The following is a 19576-nucleotide window of genomic DNA, read 5'->3' as shown; positions in this document are numbered from 1 at the left end:
AGCCGGTGCCGGAGCCACGCGTCAGGACCCCTCGCGCGTGTCGGACACCACGTAGTCCAGCAATTCCCTCCCGCCCTCGCTCGCGAGGTGGATGTCGGCGATCTCGGGACTGGCGTCGTGCAGGTACTGCAGGCGCAGGACGTCCCCGGCCGTGCGAGCGTTCGGGAACACACCGCCGAACCGCAGGCCCGCACCGCGAAGGCGCTCGCCGTGCACCGCGGTGCCGGGGTCCTCCAGCGGAAGGTCGACGTAGCTACACGCGAGCCCCCGGCTTCGCTCGCGCGCGAGATGCGTCTCGACCGTCTCGACCAGGTCAGGTCCGACCTCCTCGATGGTGACGAAGCCGGCGTCGTGATCGGTGCGGACGGTCTCGGACAGCCGCGTGGAGGACGCGTTCGGGTGGCCGGCGTCGTCCCGGCCGGGAGGCTCTCGGACGCGGCCGTGCAATCCCGCGCGCTCGACGATCCTCGACACGATCGCGTGGTGGTGCGGAGGGGGATACAGCCACCGGTCGGGACCGTCGTTGAGCTTCAGGTAGTAGAGCACCACGGACCGCCGATGCTCCGGCGTCGCGTCGATCGCCGCGTACTCGACGCTCGTAGGGATGTAACCCACCAGGATCCCGGTCTCCTGCGCCCCGAGCGCCACGTTCGCCTTCTGGCTGTAGGGGTGGGCCGCGGTCGCCTCGCTGAACATCCCGGCCAGCCCCTCGCCCCGCATCGTGTCGGCGAGGGTGCGCTTCAGGGTCGTGAACAGGTGGTGTCCGCGCCACCGCGGATCGACGACGGCCTGACCGGATTCGCCCACGTGCGCATCCGCGGAGCGCAGCGTCAGCGCCAGGTGTCCGACGACCGGTCGCGTCGGGGAACCCGCATCGCGCGCCACGATCGAGCGGAGGAGCCTCGACCGGAGTCGTCGCTCGATCTCGTCCGGGCGGTAGACCCAATCGGCATCGTAAGAAGCGCCGTAGCTTCTCCAGATCGCGCCGGAGAGCTCGCTCGCCTGGACCGGCTCGAGGAACGCGATCTCGATCGGAGCGTCGTCGGCGACCGGATCCGCCGCCGCGACGACCTCGTGTTCCGCGGGGTCCGCGTCGCCCCTGATGTCGCCGGGCGGGTAGGTGAGGGCCACTCCCGAACGGTACCCTGCCGTCCGGCCGCGGCTCGGATCGAGAGGAACCAGGTGCCCGACCCCGAGAACATGATGTCCAAGCGTGGCGCCGAGGTGTTCGGCGGCGCAGACGCCGGGGAGCTTCCCTCCCGCGCTCGAGTCGTGATCGTCGGCGGCGGTATCGCCGGCGCGTCGGTCGCTTATCACCTCGCCGAGCTCGGGTGGAGCGACGTCGTGCTCCTCGAGCGCGGCAGGCTCTCCTCGGGAACCTCTTGGCACGCGGCCGGGCTGGTGGCCCAGGTCCGGCCGACGCACGCGCTCACCGCGATGTCGAGCTACGCGCCGATCCTGTACGAACGCCTCACCGAACGGACGGGTGTCCCCACCGGGTTCAAACGCGTCGGGGCGTTGACGGTCGCGCGCACGCCGGAGCGGATGACCGAGATCTCCTACGGGGTCTCGATGGCCCGCGACTTCGGGATCGAGGCGGAGATCCTGTCGGTGGACGAGCTGCGGGCCTGGTGGCCCCCCATAGCGATCGACGATCTCGTCGGGGGAACACTGTTCCCCGGGGACGGCACGCTGAACCCGGGGGACACGGCGCTCGCGATCGCGAAGGGTGCGATCGATGGAGGGGTCCGCGTCTTCGAGGGCGTCGAGGTGACCGGTGTGCGTGTCGAGCACGGAGCGGTCACGGGCGTGCGTACCGACCGCGGCGAGATCGAGGGCGAGATCGTCGTCAACGCCGCGGGACTCTGGGCGCGGCAGCTGGCGAGGTCGGTCGGTGTCACCGTGCCCCTGTACGCGGCGGAACACATGTACGTGATGAGCGAACCGACGGCCGGAGCCCGCGAAGAGCTGCCGATCCTTCGCGATCTCGATGGTTTCTTCTACGTGCGGCACTACCGAGGGCGCTTCATCGTCGGAGCGTTCGAACCGGACGGCAAGCCTCGCCCCGTCGCGTCGATCCCCCACGAGGGGTTCGCCGAGTTCGGCGCCGACTGGGAGCACTTCCAGCTTCCGCTCGGCCGGGCGAAGCAGCGCCTCCCCGAGTTGGAGGACCGTGGGTTCGAGTACTTCCTCAACGGCCCCGAGAGCTTCACGCCCGACGCGAACTTCTACCTCGGGGAGGCGCCGGGGTTGCGCGGGTTCTTCCTCGCGTGCGGCTTCAACTCCCAGGGAGTGATCTACGGTCCGGGCGCGGGCAAGGCGCTCGCCGAGTGGATCGTCGCCGGCGCGCCGCAGCAGGACCTGGTCGAGGTGTCCCCGGCTCGCGTCGCGCGGTTCCAGGACAACCCTCGCTACCTGTTCGAGCGCACACGCGAGAGTCTCGGACGGCTCTACGGGATGCACTGGCCGTACTGGCAGCCCGCTGCCGCGCGCGGCGTGCGTCGGACGCCCCTGTACGAGCGGCTGGCGGAAGCGAACGCCTGCTTCGGCGAGGCGGCCGGATGGGAACGGGCGATGTGGTTCGCCAACCCGGGAGACGAACCCGTTTACCGATACGCGTTCGGCCGGCAGAACTGGTTCGACGTCGTCCGCGAGGAGTGCGCCGCCGCTCGCGAACGGGTCGCCCTGTTCGATCTGTCGACGTATGCGAAGTTCCTCGTGCAGGGCTCCGACGCATGCGCCGCTCTGCAGTGGATATGCTCTGCCGACGTCGATGTGCCGGACGGCAGAGTGGTCTACACGTGCCTGCTGAACCAGCGTGCCGGCATCGAGATGGACCTCACCGTCACGCGGCTCGGCGACGATCGGTTCCTCGTCGTGGCTCCCACGCTCGCCCAGCTCCGAGTCGGGACCCTGCTCGAGCGATCGATCCCACGGGGGACGCACGCGGTGGTCACCGACGTGACGAGTGGACTCGCCGTGCTGGCGTTCATGGGGCCGCGGTCCCGCGAGCTGCTCGCGAGACTCACCGACGTTGACGTGTCGAACGCGGCGTTCGGATGGGGAGCGGCGGTCGACCTCGACGTCGGGACGTCCCGCGCGACGGCGCTGCGCCTGTCCTTCGTCGGGGAGCTCGGCTACGAGCTCTACGTGCCCACAGAGTTCGCGGCCGGTGTCTACGACGCGATCCTCGAGGCCGGTCGCGATCTCGGCCTGCGGCATGCCGGGTTCCACGCGCTCGATGCGCTGCGCAGCGAGAAGGGGTACGTCCACTGGGGTCACGACGTCGGACCGATGGATACGCCCTGGGAGGCCGGTCTCGGTTTCACGGTGTCCTTGCGCAGCGACGCGGACTTCGTCGGTCGATCGGCCGCCGAGGCCGCGAAGGACCAACCGCGACGCCGCCGCCTGGTGCACGTTCGGATCGACGATCCCGAGCGGCTCGCCTTCCACGGCGAATCGATCCTGCGCGACGGCGAGCGTGTCGGCGAGGTGACGTCTGCGGCGTTCGGCGCGACCCTCGATCGATGTGTCGGCCTCGGTTGGGTTAACGCCGAACCGGAGGTCACCGACGCGTGGCTCGACGAGGGCAGGTTCGAGGTCGAGATCGCTGCGCAGGCGGTTCTCGCCACGGTCTCGGCGAGGGCGTTCTTCGACCCCTCCGGGCAGCGACTCCGCGGCTGACCTGGGCGTTCCGGGAGTAGGTTTCACCCTCCGACCGCCGCGGGTATCGCACGCAAAGTCGACGGCCGCGGCAGCCATGCTGTCCCAGGGCAACGTCGCGGTCCCCGAGGAGTGGTGACCGATGCCGCAGAGATCCTGGAACGACAAGCGTGAACGTCAGTACGAGCACATCAAGCAGGGTCTGACCGAACACGGCCGTGGCGAAGACGAGGCGGAAGAGATCGCCGCGCGAACCGTGAACAAGGAGCGCGCCCGGGCGGGGGAGTCCGAGACGGCGAGCCGCACCTCCACCGACGACATCTCGTCGGGACGCCGCGGCGGGCTCCGCTCGCACTCGGGTCCACGTGGCCGGACGCGCGACCAGCTCTACGAGGAGGCGCGCGACGCCGGTATCGAGGGCCGATCCAAGATGACGAAGGCGCAGTTGGAGCGCGCCCTGTCCAAGGAGGGACCGTCCCGATGATCGTCGAACGCGATCCGCTCCCTCAGCCCGACCCGCAGCCGCCCACGCCGACCCCGCAGCCCTCGCCGGGTCCCGGCCGTCGGCCCGACCCCGAGCCGCCGGGACCTCCCGACCCGGTCCCGCAGCCGCCGGTGCCCGATCCGGCCCCCGTCCCCGATCCCGCGCCGACTCCGCAGGCGACCGGGCGCACGAGCTCGGAGTAGTACCCTGGCCCGCGCTCCGGGCCGAACGCGCTCCGGGGACGGGAGGCGCCGTCGTGTATCGCTGGTGGGTGTTCGTCCATCTCCTCGGGGTGGTCGGGCTCGTCACCTCGCACGGGGTATCGGTCTTCGCGCTGCTGCGGATCCGGGCCGAGAGCGACCCCGCGCGCGTGACGCACCTGATCGAGATCTCCGGAACCTCGATGCCGGCGTTCTACGTGTCCTTGCTGTTCCTGCTGATGGGCGGGGTCGGCGCTGCGTTCAACGGCGACTGGTGGGGCGAAGGATGGATCTGGTACTCGCTGATCCTGTTGCTCGTCACCTTCGGGCTGATGAGCGCGATCGCGGGTCCGTACTTCCGCAAGCTGGGCCTGGTCGCGACCTCCCGCGCAGACGGATCGGACACGGTCTCCGAGGAGGAGTTCACGAGGCTGCGTCGCTCGTCGACGGGGTGGACGATCTCCTTGATCGGGTTCGGCGGGTTCCTGCTGATCCTCACGATGATGTTCTGGAAGCCGGTACTGCCCTTCTTCGTCTCGTCGGGACCCGAGGCCGCACCCGCCGCCGCCACGGTTCCCGATGACGGTTCGCCGGTGGTCGAGATCTCCGCGCAGGTGAGCACGTTCGTTCCGGCGGACATCACCGCACCCGCGGGCGAGGGGTTCAACCTCGTGTTCGACAACCAGGACAGCGGGGTCCCGCACAACGTCGCGATCGGAGACGATGCCGGAGGAGCCGTGTTCACCGGAGAGGTGTTCAACGGCGTCGCGACGAAGACCTATCAGGTACCGCCGTTGCAGGCCGGTGACTACACGCTCGTGTGTGATGTGCATCCGGACATGACCGGCACCCTGACCGTGGCCTGAGAGGCGGGGAGGATGGGCTACCGCACCGTCGTCGTTGGTACGGACGGATCCGCGTCCGCGACCGAAGCGCGTGATGTCGCGATCAGGGTCGCCCGGCGATTCGACGCCGAGCTCGTCGTGATCTGCGTGATCGGGGGCCGGGGGCTCACGGAGCAACTGGCGCGCGGCGTGCTCGGTCATGCCGTCGATGCGGCGACCGTGAAGAAGGTGCGGGCCACGGCGGAGCTGCGCAGCGGCGATCCGCACGATGCGTTGCTCGCAGCCTGCGTCGACCACGGAGCCGACCTGCTCGTCGTCGGCAACCGAGGTCTCGATGCCGCGACGCGCTTCCGGCTCGGCGGGGTACCCGATCGTGTGACGCACGAGGCGCCCTGCGACGTGCTCGTGGTCGACACGGCCGGCGACACCGGTTCGGAGGGACCGCGGTACCGGCACGCGATCGCCGGCACCGACGGCTCCGCAACCGCGTCGGCCGCGTGTCTTCGCGCGTTCGACGTCGCCACGATGTTCGGAGCGCCCGTCTCCCTCGTGTTCGTGGGCGATCCGCTCGTCGGCAAGATCCGGGTCGAAGAGACGGCCCGTGCCGGGGCGGACGACCTTCAGGTCGAACCCCTGATCCTTCCCGAGGGGGATCCCGCGCAGGCGATCGTCGACGCCGCCGAACGGGTGCACGCCGACCTGGTCGTGGTCGGCAACAAGGGGATGTCGCGACGCGTCTTCGGTTCGGTCCCCGGCCGTGTGCTCCACGCGGGTGTCGCCGACGTGCTCGTGGTGAAGACGATCGATCGTTCGGCCGCAGACATCGGTCCAGGACACGGGGCGATCCTCGACGAGGGCGGCAAGCGGGTCGCGGTGTTCCGCGACGATGACGGGAAGACGCATCGGCTGAACCCGAGGTGCACGCATATGGGGTGCACGGTGGGCTGGAACGACGCCGACCGCACCTGGGATTGTCCATGCCACGGCAGTCGATACGCCACGGACGGTACGGTGATCCATGGACCCGCGCAGCGCTCCCTGGAGGCGCTCGACGGCTGATCCCCGACGGGTCCCGGCCATGAGATCGCGGTAGGGCAGGCGGAGGACGTAGGTCGCAGTACCCGGCCTCGGCCGAAAGTAGGTCCCGATAGCCGGATGGCGTGGGCCGCAAGGCGGAGCTACGCTCCGGATGGGCGACATGTCGATCTTCAACAGGCGGCGGCGACGGCGTGAGGTCCCGCAGGAGGAATCACCCCCCGCGGGTAGTGCGCGTGCGTCCACTCCCGCCCGTTCAGAGAGCTGGGTCCTCGGTCCGGGCGAGGCCGGCCCCGCTCCTGCCCACCACGCAGGGGCCGGCCCCGTCCGTCCCCCGGCCGCAGCCGGGAACTCGCAAGCACGTCCCGAGGTTCCCTGGCCGCCGGACGGGGAGGAGGGCTCCGGGCAGGAGGGCTCCGGGCAGGAGGTTCACGCCGGAGCGATCGCGAACGAAGGCGAAGGCGCCGACCAGCCCGACCAGCCCGAGAAGCCCCCAACGGAGACGGCCGACGCAGAGGCATCCGAAGCCGAGAGCCCCCACGCCGAGTCTCCCGGCGGGGAGGCTCCCGACATCGAGGCCCCCGAGGTCCAGACGTCCGAAGCAGTGCCCGCCACGACCTACACGGGCATCCGAGCGCCCTCCGGAGAGGTGACGATCGAGGTCGACCCCGAGCTCATGCGGGTCCGCGCCCTCGTAGCCGAGGTGCGCGCCTCCCGCGAGCGCCCGGCCGAGGAACGGCTCGCCGCCCTGTCCGCCCTCGAGGGCATCGATCGCCCCGAGGTCCACGAGGTCGCACTCGCCGCGTTGACCCACGATCTGTCCGAAGGCGTGCGATCGCTCGCCGTTCGGATCCTCGCGTCGGCGCCGGCGGAGGTCCGGCTCGAGGCGCTCGAGATCGCGACCGGCGATCCCCAGCCGGGGGTGCGCGCCTCATCGCTGGACCGGCTCGCCGGCGACGAGCCGGAGGCGGCACGCGCCGTGCTCGCGCTGCTCGATGATCCCGACGATCACACCGCGCAGATCGCGGGCGAGGTTCTCGTGCGCAGGATCGGTTCCGATCCCGCGACGGTCTGGGCCGCGCTGAAGCGCTCGTCCGGGCCGCGTCGCGAACGTTTGAAGGTCGTGCTCGCCGGCGAACGCCCCGAGGAACTGGAGCGGCTCCGCGCCGAACGCGCGCTGTCGCTCGACCCCGAAGACCGCGTGCTGGCGGCCGAGCTCGTTCCGGCTCGCGACGAGGAGCGCGCTGCCGAAGCCGGGATCCTTCTGCTGAGCGATCCCTCCGCCCGCGTGCGCACAGCCGCCACGCAGGCGCTGACACGCATACGGAGCGAGTTCGTCGCGGAGGCGCTGCGGGGCGCGCTCGTCGATCCGAGCCCGGCCGTGCGGCTCGAGGCTGTCCGCGCGCTCTCGGTCAGGGATGAGGCGGCGAGCGTCGACGCGCTGGTCGACAGTCTCGGCGACCCGGACGCGCGGATCAGAGCCGCGGTGATCGAGGCTCTCGATGATCGGGCCTCCCGGGGACTCGCGACGCGCCTGATCTCCGCACTGGAGGATCCGCGCCTTCGCGCCGGTGCCACCGAGTTGCTGGTGTCGATGGATCGGTTCGCCGAGCCGCTGTTGCTGGATGCCCTGCCCGACCGGGGTGGTGAGGTTCGAGCGTCCCTCGGCGAGGCGCTCGACCAGGTCGTCGGTGTCGACGAACTCGCCCGGCGCCTCACGAGCGTCGACCGGGATCAGCGTGAGACCGCCGTCGAGGCGCTCTCGGCGATCGGCTCGCCGGGGGCCGTGGGTCAGTTGCTGCGAGCGCTCGACGATCCGGACGAGGAGATCCGCCTTCGGGCCGTCCGACGGCTCGGGTCCACCGATGATCCCCGTGCGATCGCGGGGCTGCGAGCGACCGCCGAGCGGGATCCGGTTCGCCAGATCGCGCTGGCGGCGAAGGAAGGCCTCGGGGCCCAGGACGTCGTCGTCGATCTGGACTGATCGCCCCTCAGGGGGAGGGCCGTGTTCAGTTGCTGTGGGCCCCGCAGGCGCACGCGCCACCGCATCCGCAGCCACCCCCGCCCCCCGCCTCCGGCGCGGATCCGCCGGTGGCGAAGAACGAGAAGACCCTGCGCGTACGGGGCGAGCTGCATGAGGGGCAGGCGAGGTCGACGGCGGTGTCGCCCATCGACCGGCGGTGTTCGAAGCGCGCTCCGCACGGCTCGCACTCGTATTCGTAGGTGGCCATCGCCCCGAGTGTACGGCCCGCCGGACCCTGAGAGCCCGGCGTCGCGGCTCAACCGCCGGCGCTCTTGGCTCCCGGTGTCGCGGCGCAGGCCGTCCAATCGTGGTCATCGTCTCCGGAGTCGGCCCCGTGCGGGGATCGGCACAACGACCCGGGATCGACGTTGCTGTCCGCCTCGGACACGGGCGAGCCCTGCACGAGATCGAAGGTGCCGGCGATGTCGGTGAACGTGGCCTCGCCGATGCCGCCCTCGTAGGAGATCGCATCGAGGACCACGCCGTTGGCGACGTCGACGAGCGCGACGGCATCGGGCGCCCCGTTCTGCACGTTGTCGCGCGCGAGCGGAAGGGGGAGCGAGCGCGCCTTCGACGCGATCTCGACGCCGGCGCTCGCGACGGCGAGCAAGCGGGAAGGTCCGAGGCGGCCCGAGAGCCGGACCCGCCGGTACTCGGCCGAGGTGGTGCCGTTCACGAACACCAGGGCCGTGCCCCGCAGGCGGTACCGCCGCTCGGACGTGTTGGCGATCTCGACGAACTCGCCCGTGTCGAACCCGGGCTGGTCGTAGTCCACCTCGTTGATGCGGAGCTTGCGCCCGATCGGCGGGGGATCGTCTCCTCGAGCGGTCGCGTCTCGCGGGGTCGCGGCGACGATCGAGGGTGGTCCGGTGACCGGCCACGTGATGGACCAACCGAGCACCAGCAGCACGGCGAGCGGAACGCGCCTTCGCATGGACACACACCTCCTGTCGAACGCCGGCGCGGTCGGCGCCGGCGGAACCGGATCGGGGGAGGTGTTCGTGCCGGGGCATCGAACCACAGAGGGCCGACAATGCCGTGCGAGCCCGCTGGTAGCGTCGGGCCATGTCCCGGTCCAAGGTCTCCGGCGCACGCGACCGGGTGGCGAACCTGCAGCATCGAGAGCTGGGGATCGCCGCCGTCTCGTTCACGACGATCGTCTGGGGTCTGGTTCCCCTCGTCCTGAAAGAGGTGCGGATGCCGACCCTCGGCTTCGCGATGTATCGGCTCTGGCTCGGCGTCGCGATCTACGGGGCCGTCCTGCTGCTCGACGGACGGCGACTCCGGTGGAACGTGATCAGGGCCTGTGCCCTCGGCGGAGTGTTCTTCGGGCTCGACGTGTCGCTCACGTTCAACGCGTTCCAGATTACGAGCGTGGCGAACGCCACGATCATCGGCGCACTCGCTCCGGTCTTCATCGCGCTCGGCGCCGTTCGGCTCTTCGGCGAGCGGCTCGAGCGGCGTGACTATCTGTTCATGCTCCTGTCGTTCGCGGGGGTTGCGCTCGTCGCCGTGGGGTCGGCGGGTTCGGGCGATCGCAGCGTGTTTGGCGACACTCTCGCGTTCGCCTCGACGATCAGCTGGACCGCCTACTGGTTGTTCTCCAAGCGGGCGCGGCGCGATGTCACCGCGCTCGAGTACATGGCGACCGTGATGCTGGTTGCCGCGGTCGTCGTCACGGTGCTCAACGTCGTCAGCACCGTCGCCGGGGTTCCCGAGGCGGGCCTGCGGCCGCCTGTGGGTGGCGACTGGATCTGGATCGTCCTGGTCGCCGTCCTGCCCGGCGCGACCGGGCACTGGCTCGTTGCCTGGTCCCATCGACACGTCGAGGCGTGGCTCGCGAGCCTGATCACCCAGTGCACACCGGTTGTCGGCTCGGTCGCCGCCTGGGTACTGATCGGCGAGGCGCTGCCGCCGCTGGTGATCGCCGGTGGACTGATCGTGCTGACCGCGACCGCGGCGATCGTCGTCAAGGAAGCCCGAGCGGTGGAACGCGACCCCGCGGTGAACGATCTCGAGCCGCTCTCGCCCGACCCGAGCGGCGGCTGAGGGGCGCGGTCGCGCGCCTCAGTCGGCCCCCGCGCTGTCCAGGGCGGCCACGAACCGTTGGGCGGCCCCGCGAACGCCGAGTGCGTCGGCCGCCGAGAGCAGCGCCGAGTCGTCGCGCTCTCCGGCCCAGACGCTGAGGGGGGCGTCGATGTTGATCGGTACGAGCCTGCGCATCGCCGCCAGGTAGTCCGCCGCGTCGAGCAGCTTCGCGCGGACCGCGGGCTTGCCGGCCAGGGGGCCGGGCCGAGGGTGCTGCGTCGCGGCGTCGGCCAGGATCTCGTCGAGCGAGCCATAGGTCTGGACCAGGGCACGGGCGGTCTTCTCCCCGACCCCCCGCACGCCCGGAAGCCCGTCCGAGGGATCGCCTCGCAGGATCGCGAAGTCCAGGTACCGCGAGGCCGGTACCCCGTAGCGTTCGAGCACGCCCGCCTCGTCGAACTCGAGGAGATCGGAGACCCCGCGGACCGTGAACAACAGGCGGACGACCGGGTCCCGCACGAGCGGGATCAGGTCCCGGTCGCCGGAGACGATCTCGATGCGGTCGGTCTCCCGCGCCTCGACGCAGAACGCTCCGATCGCGTCTTCCGCTTCCCACCCTTCCGTCTGCGCCTGCAGCGTTCCCGTCGCGTCCAGCAACCCGCGCAGCAGCTCGAACTGCCTCGGCAGGCCTTCGGGATCGGGCGGCCGGTTGGCCTTGTAGCCGGGATAGATGTCGGTCCGCGCCACCGGCCGCCACTCGTGATCGTAGACGTGGACGATCTCGTCCGGTCTGCGTGCCGCCACGAGCCGGGTCGCCATCCCCAGGTAGCCGTGCACCGCGCCGACCGGCACGCCCTCCTGCGACCGCATCTCGTCCCCGAGCGCGAAGAAGGCCCGGTACATCAGACTCGACACGTCGATCAGCAATCTGTGTACTGGGCTCGCCTCCGCGCTCCGATTGCTGAATGACCAGGTCAGCAGGAGTCTACGTCCGCATCAGCCGCGCTTGGTGCACGCTCTCTTTTTCCCGTCCCCGCCGGAAGATCGGTGCCCACCAAGGAGTCAACCGAGGCTGGGGCGACCCCATCGCCGGTGCGCACCGATGTTATCCAGTTCCATGAGCGATCCGGCGGGAAGGGCATGGCCCTGCTGATGGACTGGAAGGGCGAGCTGCTCAGGCTTCAGGTAGTGCAGATGCCCCGCGGGCCCGCATGAGTGCCTTCTGAATTCTCGAAGCGACGACATTCGGTCTGTCGAGTGAGTGCTCCCAGATGCGCACAACGACCCAGCCGCCCTGCTTGAGTTCGCGCGTGGTTCGTCGATCGCGCTCCACGTTTCTGGCAGTCTTCGCCTCCCAGTAGTCGATGTTCGTGGAAGGCATTCGGAAGCATCGCGGACACCTGTGCCAGAAGCACCCATCCACGAAGATCGCCACGCGTTCGCGCCTGAAGGCGAAATCGGGGCGTCCGGGCAGCGACTCGTGTCGCCGCCACCCCGAGATACACCGCTCCCGTAGAAGGCGAGCAAGCCGCAGCTCGGTCGACTTATTGCCTCGACTCCGCACACGAGACATCGCGTAGGAGCGCTGGGTCGGCGTCAGGTCATCAGCCATCACTGAGGAGTAGGTTGCGGCCATCTGGCGCTGCAGGCAAACTCGCAAGGCCATGTACTTGATGAAGCGCCCAAGTGGCGGTCGAGGCGAGTACGAGATCGCCGAGGCCTTCGGCGATGCCATGCCCCACGATCTTCTGACCAAGGAGATGCGCATCGTGGTGGGGCGCTGGGGCGTTAGGCCGACTGGAGTCGTGCTTCGCGAACAAGGGGGCAAGCCACGTCTTCGGATTGATCACCCCGGCGCGGTGCACATGCACCGGCAGGTCGCTGCCTCGGTCCTCCTCCCCAAGTCCAAGCGTGGCGAAGCAACGTTGGCGGGGGGCTTTCCGATCGTCTTCCTCAACAGGTATGTGCTCCGTCGGATTCATCTCACCGGTCTCAACCTGCTCCCCGCGCAGGCCAGAGTGGAGCTCGGCGACATGGAAGCGCAGAACGGAACAGAGGACGTTCAAGTGATGAACTTCACGGATCGCGTTCAGCGGCTTGAACAGGTTCAGGACAACTTGAATCTTCTGCCTGATCCGATCGCGGCGGTGCTTACCACGCATCGCGGCATGCTTGAGAACCCGGCCCCATTGACAGTCGCCGCGGAAGAATCCGTGGACCACTTGATGAACCTCGTTCAGGCGCAAGGACCCGCGGCCGGCATCGAGTACGCCTATGGCACCGACGTGCTGCCCGCGCTTGAGGCGATGGCAGGCCTGGTTGCTCCAGCCCTGCCCGCTCCTCCTGCACTGGGTGCAGGGGTTCAGCTGCCCCCCGGTCCAGTAGGCGAGGAGTACCGTCCGGCTGACGAGAACGCCCAGATTCCGCAAGTGGACCCGTTCACAGTGGACCCAGCGATTCGTGAGCGGGGCTTGAGAGGACACGCGGCCACTCAGAACGCCTTGGCCGAGTACGTCCGAGGTCGAGACCTCGAACCTAAGTCTCCGAGACCTGGCGATCCCAACTTCGATTTGGCGTGGGAGGACGGCGGCAGTCTGTTCGTGGCCGAGGTCAAGAGCATGACGGTCGCCAACGAGGAGAAGCAGCTTCGGCTTGGCTTAGGTCAGGTTCTCCGCTACAGGCAGGTTCTCGCGAGGTACGACCTTAAAGTGACGGCCGTGATTGCCGTGGAGAAGCGCCCTGAGGATCATTCCTGGGAGGAGCTGTGCACTCAAGTGGGTGTCGTTCTGCTTTGGCCGGACAACATGGCAGAGATCCTGGACGCGATTGAGGGATCGGCTATGCCGTGACCAACTCCAGGTTTCGGCGCTTCCTTCTCCTCAAAGCTTCCGTCTCTACGATCCGACGACCAAGCCACTCGGCAACGTTCACCGTGACTGCATTGCCCACGGCGTGATAACGGAGGCTGTCCAGACGATCAACATCATCGATGCGGTGATGAGGGAAAGTCCAGTTGTCAGGGAATCCCTGTAGGCGCTCGCACTCCACGGGGACGAGACGTCTCACTCGCCCCTCAGGGTAGGAGACGTAGTTCCTACTCCAGTCCGTACCCGTGTGACGGGCGGACTCAGCGTAGAGGCAGTGAGCTATTCCTTTGACGAGTGGTCCCTTGACAGGATCTCCAAGGACTCTCTTAAAGGCTGAAAGAGGTTTCTCCCCATTCGGTCCGCGCGTCGGAGGATCCCCGTCGCCGCGTTCGGACTCAAAAAGTATCCGTCCGGCACGTCCTGGGTCTCGATCACATCCAACAATGAAGACTCGCTGGCGGGACTGGGGGACTCCGAAGTAGCGGCTGTTAAGCACACGCCACGCCACGCCATACCCGAGGTCGGCCAGCGACTGAACGACGATCCCGAAGTCTCGTCCTCCATGAGATGAAAGGAGACCCGGGACGTTCTCGATGACAACAGTAGGGGGTCGGCGTGCATCCACAAGTCTTGCAAAGTCGAAGAAGAGCCCTGACTGTCGCCCTCTGAGTCCGGATCGAGGGCCCATGCGGGCGAGGGAGACGTCCTGACACGGGAACCCTCCGGCCCAAACAGTGACGTCTGGAATGTCTTCAGGATCCACCTCCTTGATGTCGTGAGCTCTTGGCACATTAGGCCAGTGCTGCTCAAGGATCTCCAGGCAGAAGGGCTTAATCTCACACTGCCAGACGGTCTCCAGGCCGGCTCGCTCGAATCCAAGGTCGAATCCACCGATGCCCGCGAAGAACGATGCGACCGTCAAGCTCACTTGAACCCCCTTCTGGATTGAACTACCGGCGTGTGATTCTAGCCAGGAACGAACTCTAGAGGAAAGCCCTGACATCCCCGTGCCTCGGACCTGCGAATCACAACCATGTAAGTTGCCTGATACCATGGGTGTCAAGCACCTCGACGATTCTTCCCCACGCCGAGGACCAACAGCAGCGGGAAGGAGAAACAATGAGCACCAGCTACGGGCAGGTGACACCGGAGCTGAAGTGGCACCTGGAGCAGCTCATAGACGCGGCCAGCGAGTCCGACCACCTTGATCCGGTTATCGATGCCCTCAGGATGCGTGGTCGGTGGGACTGGGCCGAGGACCTGGCAGACGAAAGGGCTGACGCCGATTCGCGGCTTAGGCAGCTACGCGAGCGCCTCGACGCCGAGATCGCCGATCGGTGACCACCGGGCAGCTTGGTCACGGTAAACGCTCGCGGTCGCAAACGTCGCCTACCAGCTGGAGCGCAGCAGGCAGAACCTGGACCACCAGCGGAAGCTCGCCACCCAGCACCGAGTCTGCTCGACCTACGAAGACATGTCGGCTAGGAGCATCAGATCCACGGGGACCCCTTCGATCGGATGCTCGTCGCGCAGGCGCTCACCGACGATCTCGATCTCGTCACCGGAGACGAGACGATGCGGAGCTACCCCGTTCGAACGATCTGGTGACCCTCAGGCGGCGCGGAGCCGGTCGATCGCCGCGACCAGCCCGTCGACGTCCCCGACGGTGACCGTGACCCCCGGGTGCTTGATCGCTCCGAGCGTGGCCCGGCTCGGGACCGGCTCACGCAGCAGGACGCAGACGCCGCGCTCGGTGTTCGTGCCGAACGACAGCCCGCGGTCGGCCAGCGACACGCGCGGGCCGATCGCCTTCAACGCCCAGGTGTACGGACCCGTCACGCACGTCCGCTCGATGTTGGCGACCGGTGTGGAGAACCGCCAGAAGCCGAATCGGACCCGCAGCGACCGTTCGTCGATCCCGACCCAGGCCCGGCCCGGGCCGACCCCGAACAGCCGGAGCACCTGTTCGTAGCGCGGGTCGATCGCGAAGTCGAACCGTTGCACTCCCATCGGAGCAAGGCTACCCACCGCGGGACCCGCGAACCCCCGCGGCCTGCGTGCTTGACCCCGGGAGCGGATGGGTATCGACTTGACCGATCATCGAGGCGAGCGACCGAGGGGAGAACACGCTCATGGCACGGTTCTCGTTCCGCCCGTCCCTGACCCTGAAGGGGCGCAAGTCCAAAGGGCTCCGCGGGTTCACCGGCAAGCCGTTCCATCCACCGCTGACCGACGTCCCGATCGGTGCGTACGTTCTCGCCGCCGCGTTCGACGTGATCTCGCTGATCGCCGGCGACGACGCGTGGGGGATCGAGTTCTACCGGGCGGCCACGTTCGCCCTCGTCGCAGGCGCGATCGTCTCGCTCGGCACCGCGCTCACCGGTGCGCTCGACTGGGCCAAGTCCGCACCGAAGGGAACGCAGGCACGCAGGACGGCGAACGCGCACGGGATCACGATGCTCACGGTGACCGCGATCGTGCTCGTCGACATCCTGCTGCGGCTGACCGCATTCAACGACGAGGTCTCGGCGCCCGTCGTGATCGTCGTCCTCACCGTCGTCGCCACGCTCCTGATGATCATGGGCGCCGCGATCGGTGGCTCGCTCGTCTTCGACTACGGGTTCAACGTCAAGACGGCGGGCGACAGCCCGGCGTGGCACGAGTCCGAGGTCGACCTGATGCCGGGCCAGAAGCCCGCCCCGAGCGGCTCGGCCGGCAGCGAGCCCTGACCCTCCGGTCGACCCGAGGTCGGCACCGCGGCGCAGGCCGGCGTCGGAGATCCACCCGCGTCCTCTAGCATCTCGGCCGTGGATGTCGCGCAAGGGGAACGTTCGGGTTCGTTCATCCGGGGCATGCGCCTCGTCTGGTCCTATGTCCGGGCGCACCCGAAGCCGTTCCTGATCGCCGTCGCCGGCGCCTCGATGTACGCGGTCGGGTCGATCCTGTCCACGATCGTGCTCGGCCGGGTGACGAACCGCGTGCTGTTGCCGGCCTTCCAGGAGCGGGGGGTCTCGTCCGCCGCGGTCTGGACCGCCGTCGGGGCGATCATGGCCACCTTCGTCCTGCGCGGGGTCGGGATCGGGATCCGGCGGTATTTCTCCGGGATGTCGGGCGAGCGCGTGATGCGGACCTTCCGCACTCAGGTCGCGGATCGCTACAAGCGCCTCCCGGTCGCCTACCACCGCGCGAAGCCGACCGGAGAGCTGCTCGCCCACATCGAGGCCGACGTGGTCGCAGCGGTCGACGTCCTCTACCCGGTCCCGTTCGCGATCGGCGTGCTGCTGTTCGTGGTCTTCGCGTTGATCTCGATGCTGCTCACCGACCTGTGGCTCGCGGCGGTCGGTCTGCTGGCGATCCCGACCCTGATGTTGCTCAACCGCGCGTTCGCCCACCGGATGGAGGAACCGGTGCGCCTCGCGCAGGAGCGGATCGCGGCCGTCTCCTCGGTCGCGCACGAGTCGATCGACGGTGCGCTCGTCGTGAAGACGCTTGGGCGTGAGGAGGCCGAGACGCAGCGGCTCGCGGAACGGGCCGACGAGCTCCGCGTGCAACGGACCCGTTCCGGCTACGTCCGCGCCGCGTTCGAGCCGGCGCTCGAAGGGATGCCGAACGTCGTGATCGTGCTCATCATCGCCGTCGGCGCGTGGCGGGTGAGCCTCGGGGACGTGACCGTCGGCGTGCTCGTGCAGTTCACCGCGCTGTTCTACCTGCTCGCGTGGCCGATGCGGTTCATCGGGTGGATCCTCGGCGAGCTCCCGCGCGCGCTTGTCGGCAAGACACGGATCGAGGAGGTGCTGGCCGAACCGGTCACCGTCGCCCCGCCGGAGACCCCCGTCGCGTTGCCGGACGGTCCGCTCGGCGTGCAGGCACAGTCGCTCACCTATCGGTTCGGACCCGTCACGCTGCTCGACGGCGTCAGCTTCGAGGTTCGGCCGGACGAGTCGGTGGCGCTCGTCGGTGCCACCGGCAGCGGCAAGAGTCTGCTGACCCAGCTGCTCGTGCGGCTCGACGACCCGGACGAGGGCGAGGTGCTGTTCGACGGCGTCAACATCCGGCACGTGGGCGCCTCGGACCTGCGCGCGGGGGCGAGCCTGGTGTTCCAGGAGAGCTTCCTGTTCGCGACCACGGTCTCGGAGAACATCGCGCTCGACTCGGGCGCGAGCGACGACGACGTGATCGCGGCCGCTCGCCTGGCGCAGGCGGACGGATTCATCCGCGAGCTCCCGAAGGGCTACGACACCGTCGTCGGCGAGCGCGGCGCGACCGTCTCCGGCGGCCAACGCCAGCGCATCGCGCTCGCGCGCGCCCTCGTGCGCAACCCCCGGGTGCTGATCCTCGACGACGCGACGAGCGCGGTCGACCCGACGATCGAAGCCGAGATCCTCGGCGGGCTGCGCCGAGATCTTGCCACCACGCTGATCGTCGTCGCCTACCGCCTGTCGACGATCCGGCTCGCCGACCGAGTGCTGTTCCTGGACGGCGGCCGGATCGCCGCGACGGGAACCCACGAGGAGCTGCTCGAGCGCGAGCCCCGGTACGCCGCGATCGTGCACGCCTACGCGAAGAGGCAGGCGTGAGCGGCACCGCGCCCGACCTCGAACACACGGCACGGGGCCCCGACGACGAGGCGATCCCGATCCCACCGGAGCTGGCGAGCACCTCGTCGGTGCTGCGTCGCGGCCTGCGCGAGTCGCCCGAGCTGCGCCGGGGCCTGTGGTTCACCGTCGTCCTGTCGCTCGCGGTCACCATCGCGAACCTCGTCAGCCCGGTGCTGCTGCAGACGATCTTCGATCGGGGCTTCGACGGGGGCTTCCACCCGGGGTTCGTGTTCGGTCTGTGCGCGGCAGCCCTCGGCCTCGTCGTCGTCGCGTACCTGGGGAGCAGGTCCGCGGGACGGCGGCTCGCTGCTGCGAGCGAACGGGCGCTGGCGGCACTCCGGGTCCGGACGTTCGGTCACATCCACGAGCTGTCGGTGGCCGAGCAGACGAAGGAGAAGCGCGGCGTTTACGTCGCGCGGGTGACCGCGGACGTCGACTCGCTCGCGCAGTTCACCGAGTGGGGCGGGATCGAGTGGATCGTGTCGTTCACCCAGATCGTCGGCTCGCTCGCACTGATGCTGTTCTACTCGTGGCAGCTCGCGATCGTGTTGGTGATCCTCGTGCTCCCGATGCTGCTCGTCGTGGGCAAGATGCAGGCGGGGTTCTCCGAGGCCTACTCGCTGGTCCGCACGCGCGTGGGGGAGCTGCTCTCGGAGGTCTCCGAGAGCGTGATGGGCGCGGCGGTCGTACGCGTGTACGGGATCGACGACACGGTGGACGAGCGCGTGCAGGCGCGCATCGCCGCGCGCTACCGGGCCGAGATGCGGGCGCACGGGCGGGCGGCCACCCTCTGGCCGGCGAGCGTGATCTTCTCGGGGGTCGCGATCGCGGTCGTCGTTGGGCTCGGTGCCACGTTCGGAGCCGAGTGGGGCCTCACGTTCGGCAAGCTGACCGCGTTCCTGTTCCTCGCGCAGCTGTTCCTCGACCCCTTCACCGACCTGCCGGAGATCTATTCCGAGACCCAGACCGCGATCGCCGGGTGGCGCAAGATCCTCGCGGTCCTCGATCTGTCGGTGGAGATCCGTGAGCCCGATCCCGGCGAGCAGCTCGAGCACGGCGCGCTGCCGGTGAGCGTGGAGGACATCGCGTACCGGTACCCGGGAGGGCCGCCCGTGCTCCGCGACGTGTCGCTCGCGATCGGCGCCGGCAGCCACGTCGCCCTCGTCGGTGAGACGGGCAGCGGCAAGACGACCCTCGCGAAACTGCTCGCGCGTCTGGCCGATCCCGTCGACGGCCGCATCCTCGTGGGAGGCGTGAACCTGCGCGAGGTGGCTCCCGATGCCCGGCGGTCGATGATCCGCATGGTGCCCCAGGATCCGTTCCTGTTCGACGCGACCGTGCGGGAGAACGTGCGCTACGGACGCCTTGGGGCGAGCGATCGCGACGTCGACACCGCGTTCGAGGAGCTTGGCCTCGGCGCGTGGGTGGAGGCCCTCCAGCAGGGACTCGACACGCCGGCGGGAGAACGCGGGGAGGCGCTCAGCGTCGGAGAGCGTCAGCTCGTCGCGCTCGCTCGCGCCCAGATCGCCGAACCGGGCCTGCTGATCCTCGACGAGGCGACGAGCTCGGTCGACCCGGGCACCGAGAGCAAGATCAGCGAGGCCCTGCGCCGCCTGTCCGCGGGCCGGACCGTCGTGACGATCGCGCACCGTCTGTCGACCGCCGAACACGCCGACCACGTGTTCGTGATGGACCGGGGTCGCCTGATCGAGCACGGTACGCACGCCGAGCTGTGCGCGCGGGACGGCGTCTACGCGCGGATGTTCGCGAGCTGGCTCGGCAACGTCGCCGGGGCCTGAGCGCTCAGAGGTTGGCGTCGGAGGTGTCGCCCGC

At 69.0% G+C, this 19576-nt stretch carries 18 protein-coding genes; 11 read left to right on the top strand and 7 right to left on the bottom strand.

Features of this window, described 5'->3' with window-relative positions:
* Nucleotides 1-21 precede the first annotated feature (21 nt).
* A complete protein-coding gene (locus tag WEF05_01330) occupies nucleotides 22-1131 on the bottom strand; it encodes a hypothetical protein (GenBank protein MEX1100541.1) in 1110 nt (369 codons plus the stop codon).
* 51 nt (nucleotides 1132-1182) lie between these two features.
* Here WEF05_01330 and WEF05_01325 point away from each other — a divergent pair, with 51 nt between their 5' ends.
* From WEF05_01325 to WEF05_01305, 5 genes are all read left to right on the top strand, one after another.
* The gene (locus WEF05_01325) at nucleotides 1183-3684 is read left to right on the top strand and encodes an FAD-dependent oxidoreductase (protein ID MEX1100540.1); all 2502 of its coding nucleotides are present in this window, start codon (nucleotides 1183-1185) and stop codon (nucleotides 3682-3684) included.
* A gap of 121 nt (nucleotides 3685-3805) precedes the next feature.
* On the top strand, nucleotides 3806-4147 hold the full coding sequence (locus WEF05_01320; GenBank protein ID MEX1100539.1) for a plasmid stabilization protein: 342 nt from the start codon (nucleotides 3806-3808) through the stop codon (nucleotides 4145-4147).
* 256 nt (nucleotides 4148-4403) lie between these two features.
* Nucleotides 4404-5213: a cupredoxin domain-containing protein gene (locus tag WEF05_01315; GenBank protein ID MEX1100538.1), complete on the top strand. Its 810-nt coding sequence runs from the start codon at nucleotides 4404-4406 to the stop codon at nucleotides 5211-5213.
* Between the two features lie 12 nt (nucleotides 5214-5225).
* Nucleotides 5226-6251, top strand: a complete 1026-nt coding sequence (locus tag WEF05_01310; protein MEX1100537.1) for a universal stress protein — start codon at nucleotides 5226-5228, stop codon at nucleotides 6249-6251.
* Between the two features lie 130 nt (nucleotides 6252-6381).
* Nucleotides 6382-8211: a HEAT repeat domain-containing protein gene (locus WEF05_01305; protein MEX1100536.1), complete on the top strand. Its 1830-nt coding sequence runs from the start codon at nucleotides 6382-6384 to the stop codon at nucleotides 8209-8211.
* Between the two features lie 25 nt (nucleotides 8212-8236).
* On the opposite strand, the gene WEF05_01300 is transcribed toward WEF05_01305, so the two are convergent.
* Complete coding sequence (locus WEF05_01300; GenBank protein MEX1100535.1) at nucleotides 8237-8458, bottom strand: zinc ribbon domain-containing protein; 222 nt, start codon at nucleotides 8456-8458, stop codon at nucleotides 8237-8239.
* Between the two features lie 48 nt (nucleotides 8459-8506).
* Nucleotides 8507-9184 carry a lamin tail domain-containing protein gene (locus WEF05_01295; GenBank protein MEX1100534.1) on the bottom strand — a complete coding sequence of 226 codons (678 nt, stop codon included), beginning with the start codon at nucleotides 9182-9184 and terminating at the stop codon, nucleotides 8507-8509.
* A 131-nt stretch (nucleotides 9185-9315) separates the two neighbouring features.
* Here WEF05_01295 and WEF05_01290 point away from each other — a divergent pair, with 131 nt between their 5' ends.
* Nucleotides 9316-10299: a DMT family transporter gene (locus WEF05_01290; protein MEX1100533.1), complete on the top strand. Its 984-nt coding sequence runs from the start codon at nucleotides 9316-9318 to the stop codon at nucleotides 10297-10299.
* A gap of 18 nt (nucleotides 10300-10317) precedes the next feature.
* Here the strand turns inward: WEF05_01290 and WEF05_01285 are convergent, their stop codons facing one another.
* Both WEF05_01285 and WEF05_01280 read right to left on the bottom strand, forming a co-directional pair.
* The gene (locus tag WEF05_01285) at nucleotides 10318-11193 is read right to left on the bottom strand and encodes a 5'-3' exonuclease (protein MEX1100532.1); all 876 of its coding nucleotides are present in this window, start codon (nucleotides 11191-11193) and stop codon (nucleotides 10318-10320) included.
* A 259-nt stretch (nucleotides 11194-11452) separates the two neighbouring features.
* Complete coding sequence (locus WEF05_01280) at nucleotides 11453-11890, bottom strand: very short patch repair endonuclease (GenBank protein MEX1100531.1); 438 nt, start codon at nucleotides 11888-11890, stop codon at nucleotides 11453-11455.
* A gap of 52 nt (nucleotides 11891-11942) precedes the next feature.
* On the opposite strand from WEF05_01280, the gene WEF05_01275 reads away from it, so the two are divergent.
* Complete coding sequence (locus WEF05_01275) at nucleotides 11943-13127, top strand: hypothetical protein (protein MEX1100530.1); 1185 nt, start codon at nucleotides 11943-11945, stop codon at nucleotides 13125-13127.
* Here the strand turns inward: WEF05_01275 and dcm are convergent.
* Nucleotides 13117-14073 (bottom strand): DNA (cytosine-5-)-methyltransferase, encoded by a 957-nt coding sequence (dcm, locus tag WEF05_01270; protein ID MEX1100529.1) that lies wholly within the window; start codon nucleotides 14071-14073, stop codon nucleotides 13117-13119. The two genes, WEF05_01275 and dcm, sit on opposite strands and share 11 nt — an antisense overlap.
* A 191-nt stretch (nucleotides 14074-14264) precedes the next feature.
* On the opposite strand from dcm, the gene WEF05_01265 reads away from it, so the two are divergent.
* Nucleotides 14265-14486: a hypothetical protein gene (locus tag WEF05_01265; GenBank protein MEX1100528.1), complete on the top strand. Its 222-nt coding sequence runs from the start codon at nucleotides 14265-14267 to the stop codon at nucleotides 14484-14486.
* Nucleotides 14487-14756: 270 nt separating this feature from the next.
* Here WEF05_01265 and WEF05_01260 read toward each other — a convergent pair whose 3' ends face one another.
* Nucleotides 14757-15155 (bottom strand): hypothetical protein, encoded by a 399-nt coding sequence (locus WEF05_01260; GenBank protein MEX1100527.1) that lies wholly within the window; start codon nucleotides 15153-15155, stop codon nucleotides 14757-14759.
* Between the two features lie 122 nt (nucleotides 15156-15277).
* Here WEF05_01260 and WEF05_01255 point away from each other — a divergent pair, with 122 nt between their 5' ends.
* The 3 genes from WEF05_01255 to WEF05_01245 all read left to right on the top strand — a co-directional run bounded on the left by WEF05_01255 (nucleotide 15278) and on the right by WEF05_01245 (nucleotide 19542).
* Nucleotides 15278-15874 carry a DUF2231 domain-containing protein gene (locus WEF05_01255; protein MEX1100526.1) on the top strand — a complete coding sequence of 199 codons (597 nt, stop codon included), beginning with the start codon at nucleotides 15278-15280 and terminating at the stop codon, nucleotides 15872-15874.
* Between the two features lie 78 nt (nucleotides 15875-15952).
* Nucleotides 15953-17722, top strand: coding sequence for an ABC transporter ATP-binding protein (locus tag WEF05_01250; protein ID MEX1100525.1), 1770 nt, complete (start codon nucleotides 15953-15955; stop codon nucleotides 17720-17722).
* Nucleotides 17719-19542: an ABC transporter ATP-binding protein gene (locus WEF05_01245; GenBank protein MEX1100524.1), complete on the top strand. Its 1824-nt coding sequence runs from the start codon at nucleotides 17719-17721 to the stop codon at nucleotides 19540-19542. The genes WEF05_01250 and WEF05_01245 overlap by 4 nt, the downstream gene beginning before the upstream one ends.
* Nucleotides 19543-19576 lie beyond the last annotated feature (34 nt).

The sequence above is a fragment of the Actinomycetota bacterium genome, from assembly GCA_040881665.1.
Lineage (GTDB): Bacteria > Actinomycetota > UBA4738 > UBA4738 > HRBIN12 > JBBDWR01.
This window is presented reverse-complemented; position numbering and strand designations above follow the sequence as displayed.

Coding starts and splice junctions, on each gene's coding strand:
- WEF05_01310 (MEX1100537.1), top strand. CDS start 5,226: ATGGGCTACCGCACCGTCGTCGTTGGTACGGACGGATCCGCGTCCGCG.
- WEF05_01275 (MEX1100530.1), top strand. CDS start 11,943: ATGTACTTGATGAAGCGCCCAAGTGGCGGTCGAGGCGAGTACGAGATC.
- WEF05_01260 (MEX1100527.1), bottom strand. CDS start 15,155: ATGGGAGTGCAACGGTTCGACTTCGCGATCGACCCGCGCTACGAACAG.
- WEF05_01265 (MEX1100528.1), top strand. CDS start 14,265: ATGAGCACCAGCTACGGGCAGGTGACACCGGAGCTGAAGTGGCACCTG.
- WEF05_01255 (MEX1100526.1), top strand. CDS start 15,278: ATGGCACGGTTCTCGTTCCGCCCGTCCCTGACCCTGAAGGGGCGCAAG.
- WEF05_01280 (MEX1100531.1), bottom strand. CDS start 11,890: ATGGCTGATGACCTGACGCCGACCCAGCGCTCCTACGCGATGTCTCGT.
- WEF05_01290 (MEX1100533.1), top strand. CDS start 9,316: ATGTCCCGGTCCAAGGTCTCCGGCGCACGCGACCGGGTGGCGAACCTG.
- WEF05_01295 (MEX1100534.1), bottom strand. CDS start 9,184: ATGCGAAGGCGCGTTCCGCTCGCCGTGCTGCTGGTGCTCGGTTGGTCC.
- WEF05_01300 (MEX1100535.1), bottom strand. CDS start 8,458: ATGGCCACCTACGAATACGAGTGCGAGCCGTGCGGAGCGCGCTTCGAA.
- WEF05_01305 (MEX1100536.1), top strand. CDS start 6,382: ATGGGCGACATGTCGATCTTCAACAGGCGGCGGCGACGGCGTGAGGTC.
- WEF05_01320 (MEX1100539.1), top strand. CDS start 3,806: ATGCCGCAGAGATCCTGGAACGACAAGCGTGAACGTCAGTACGAGCAC.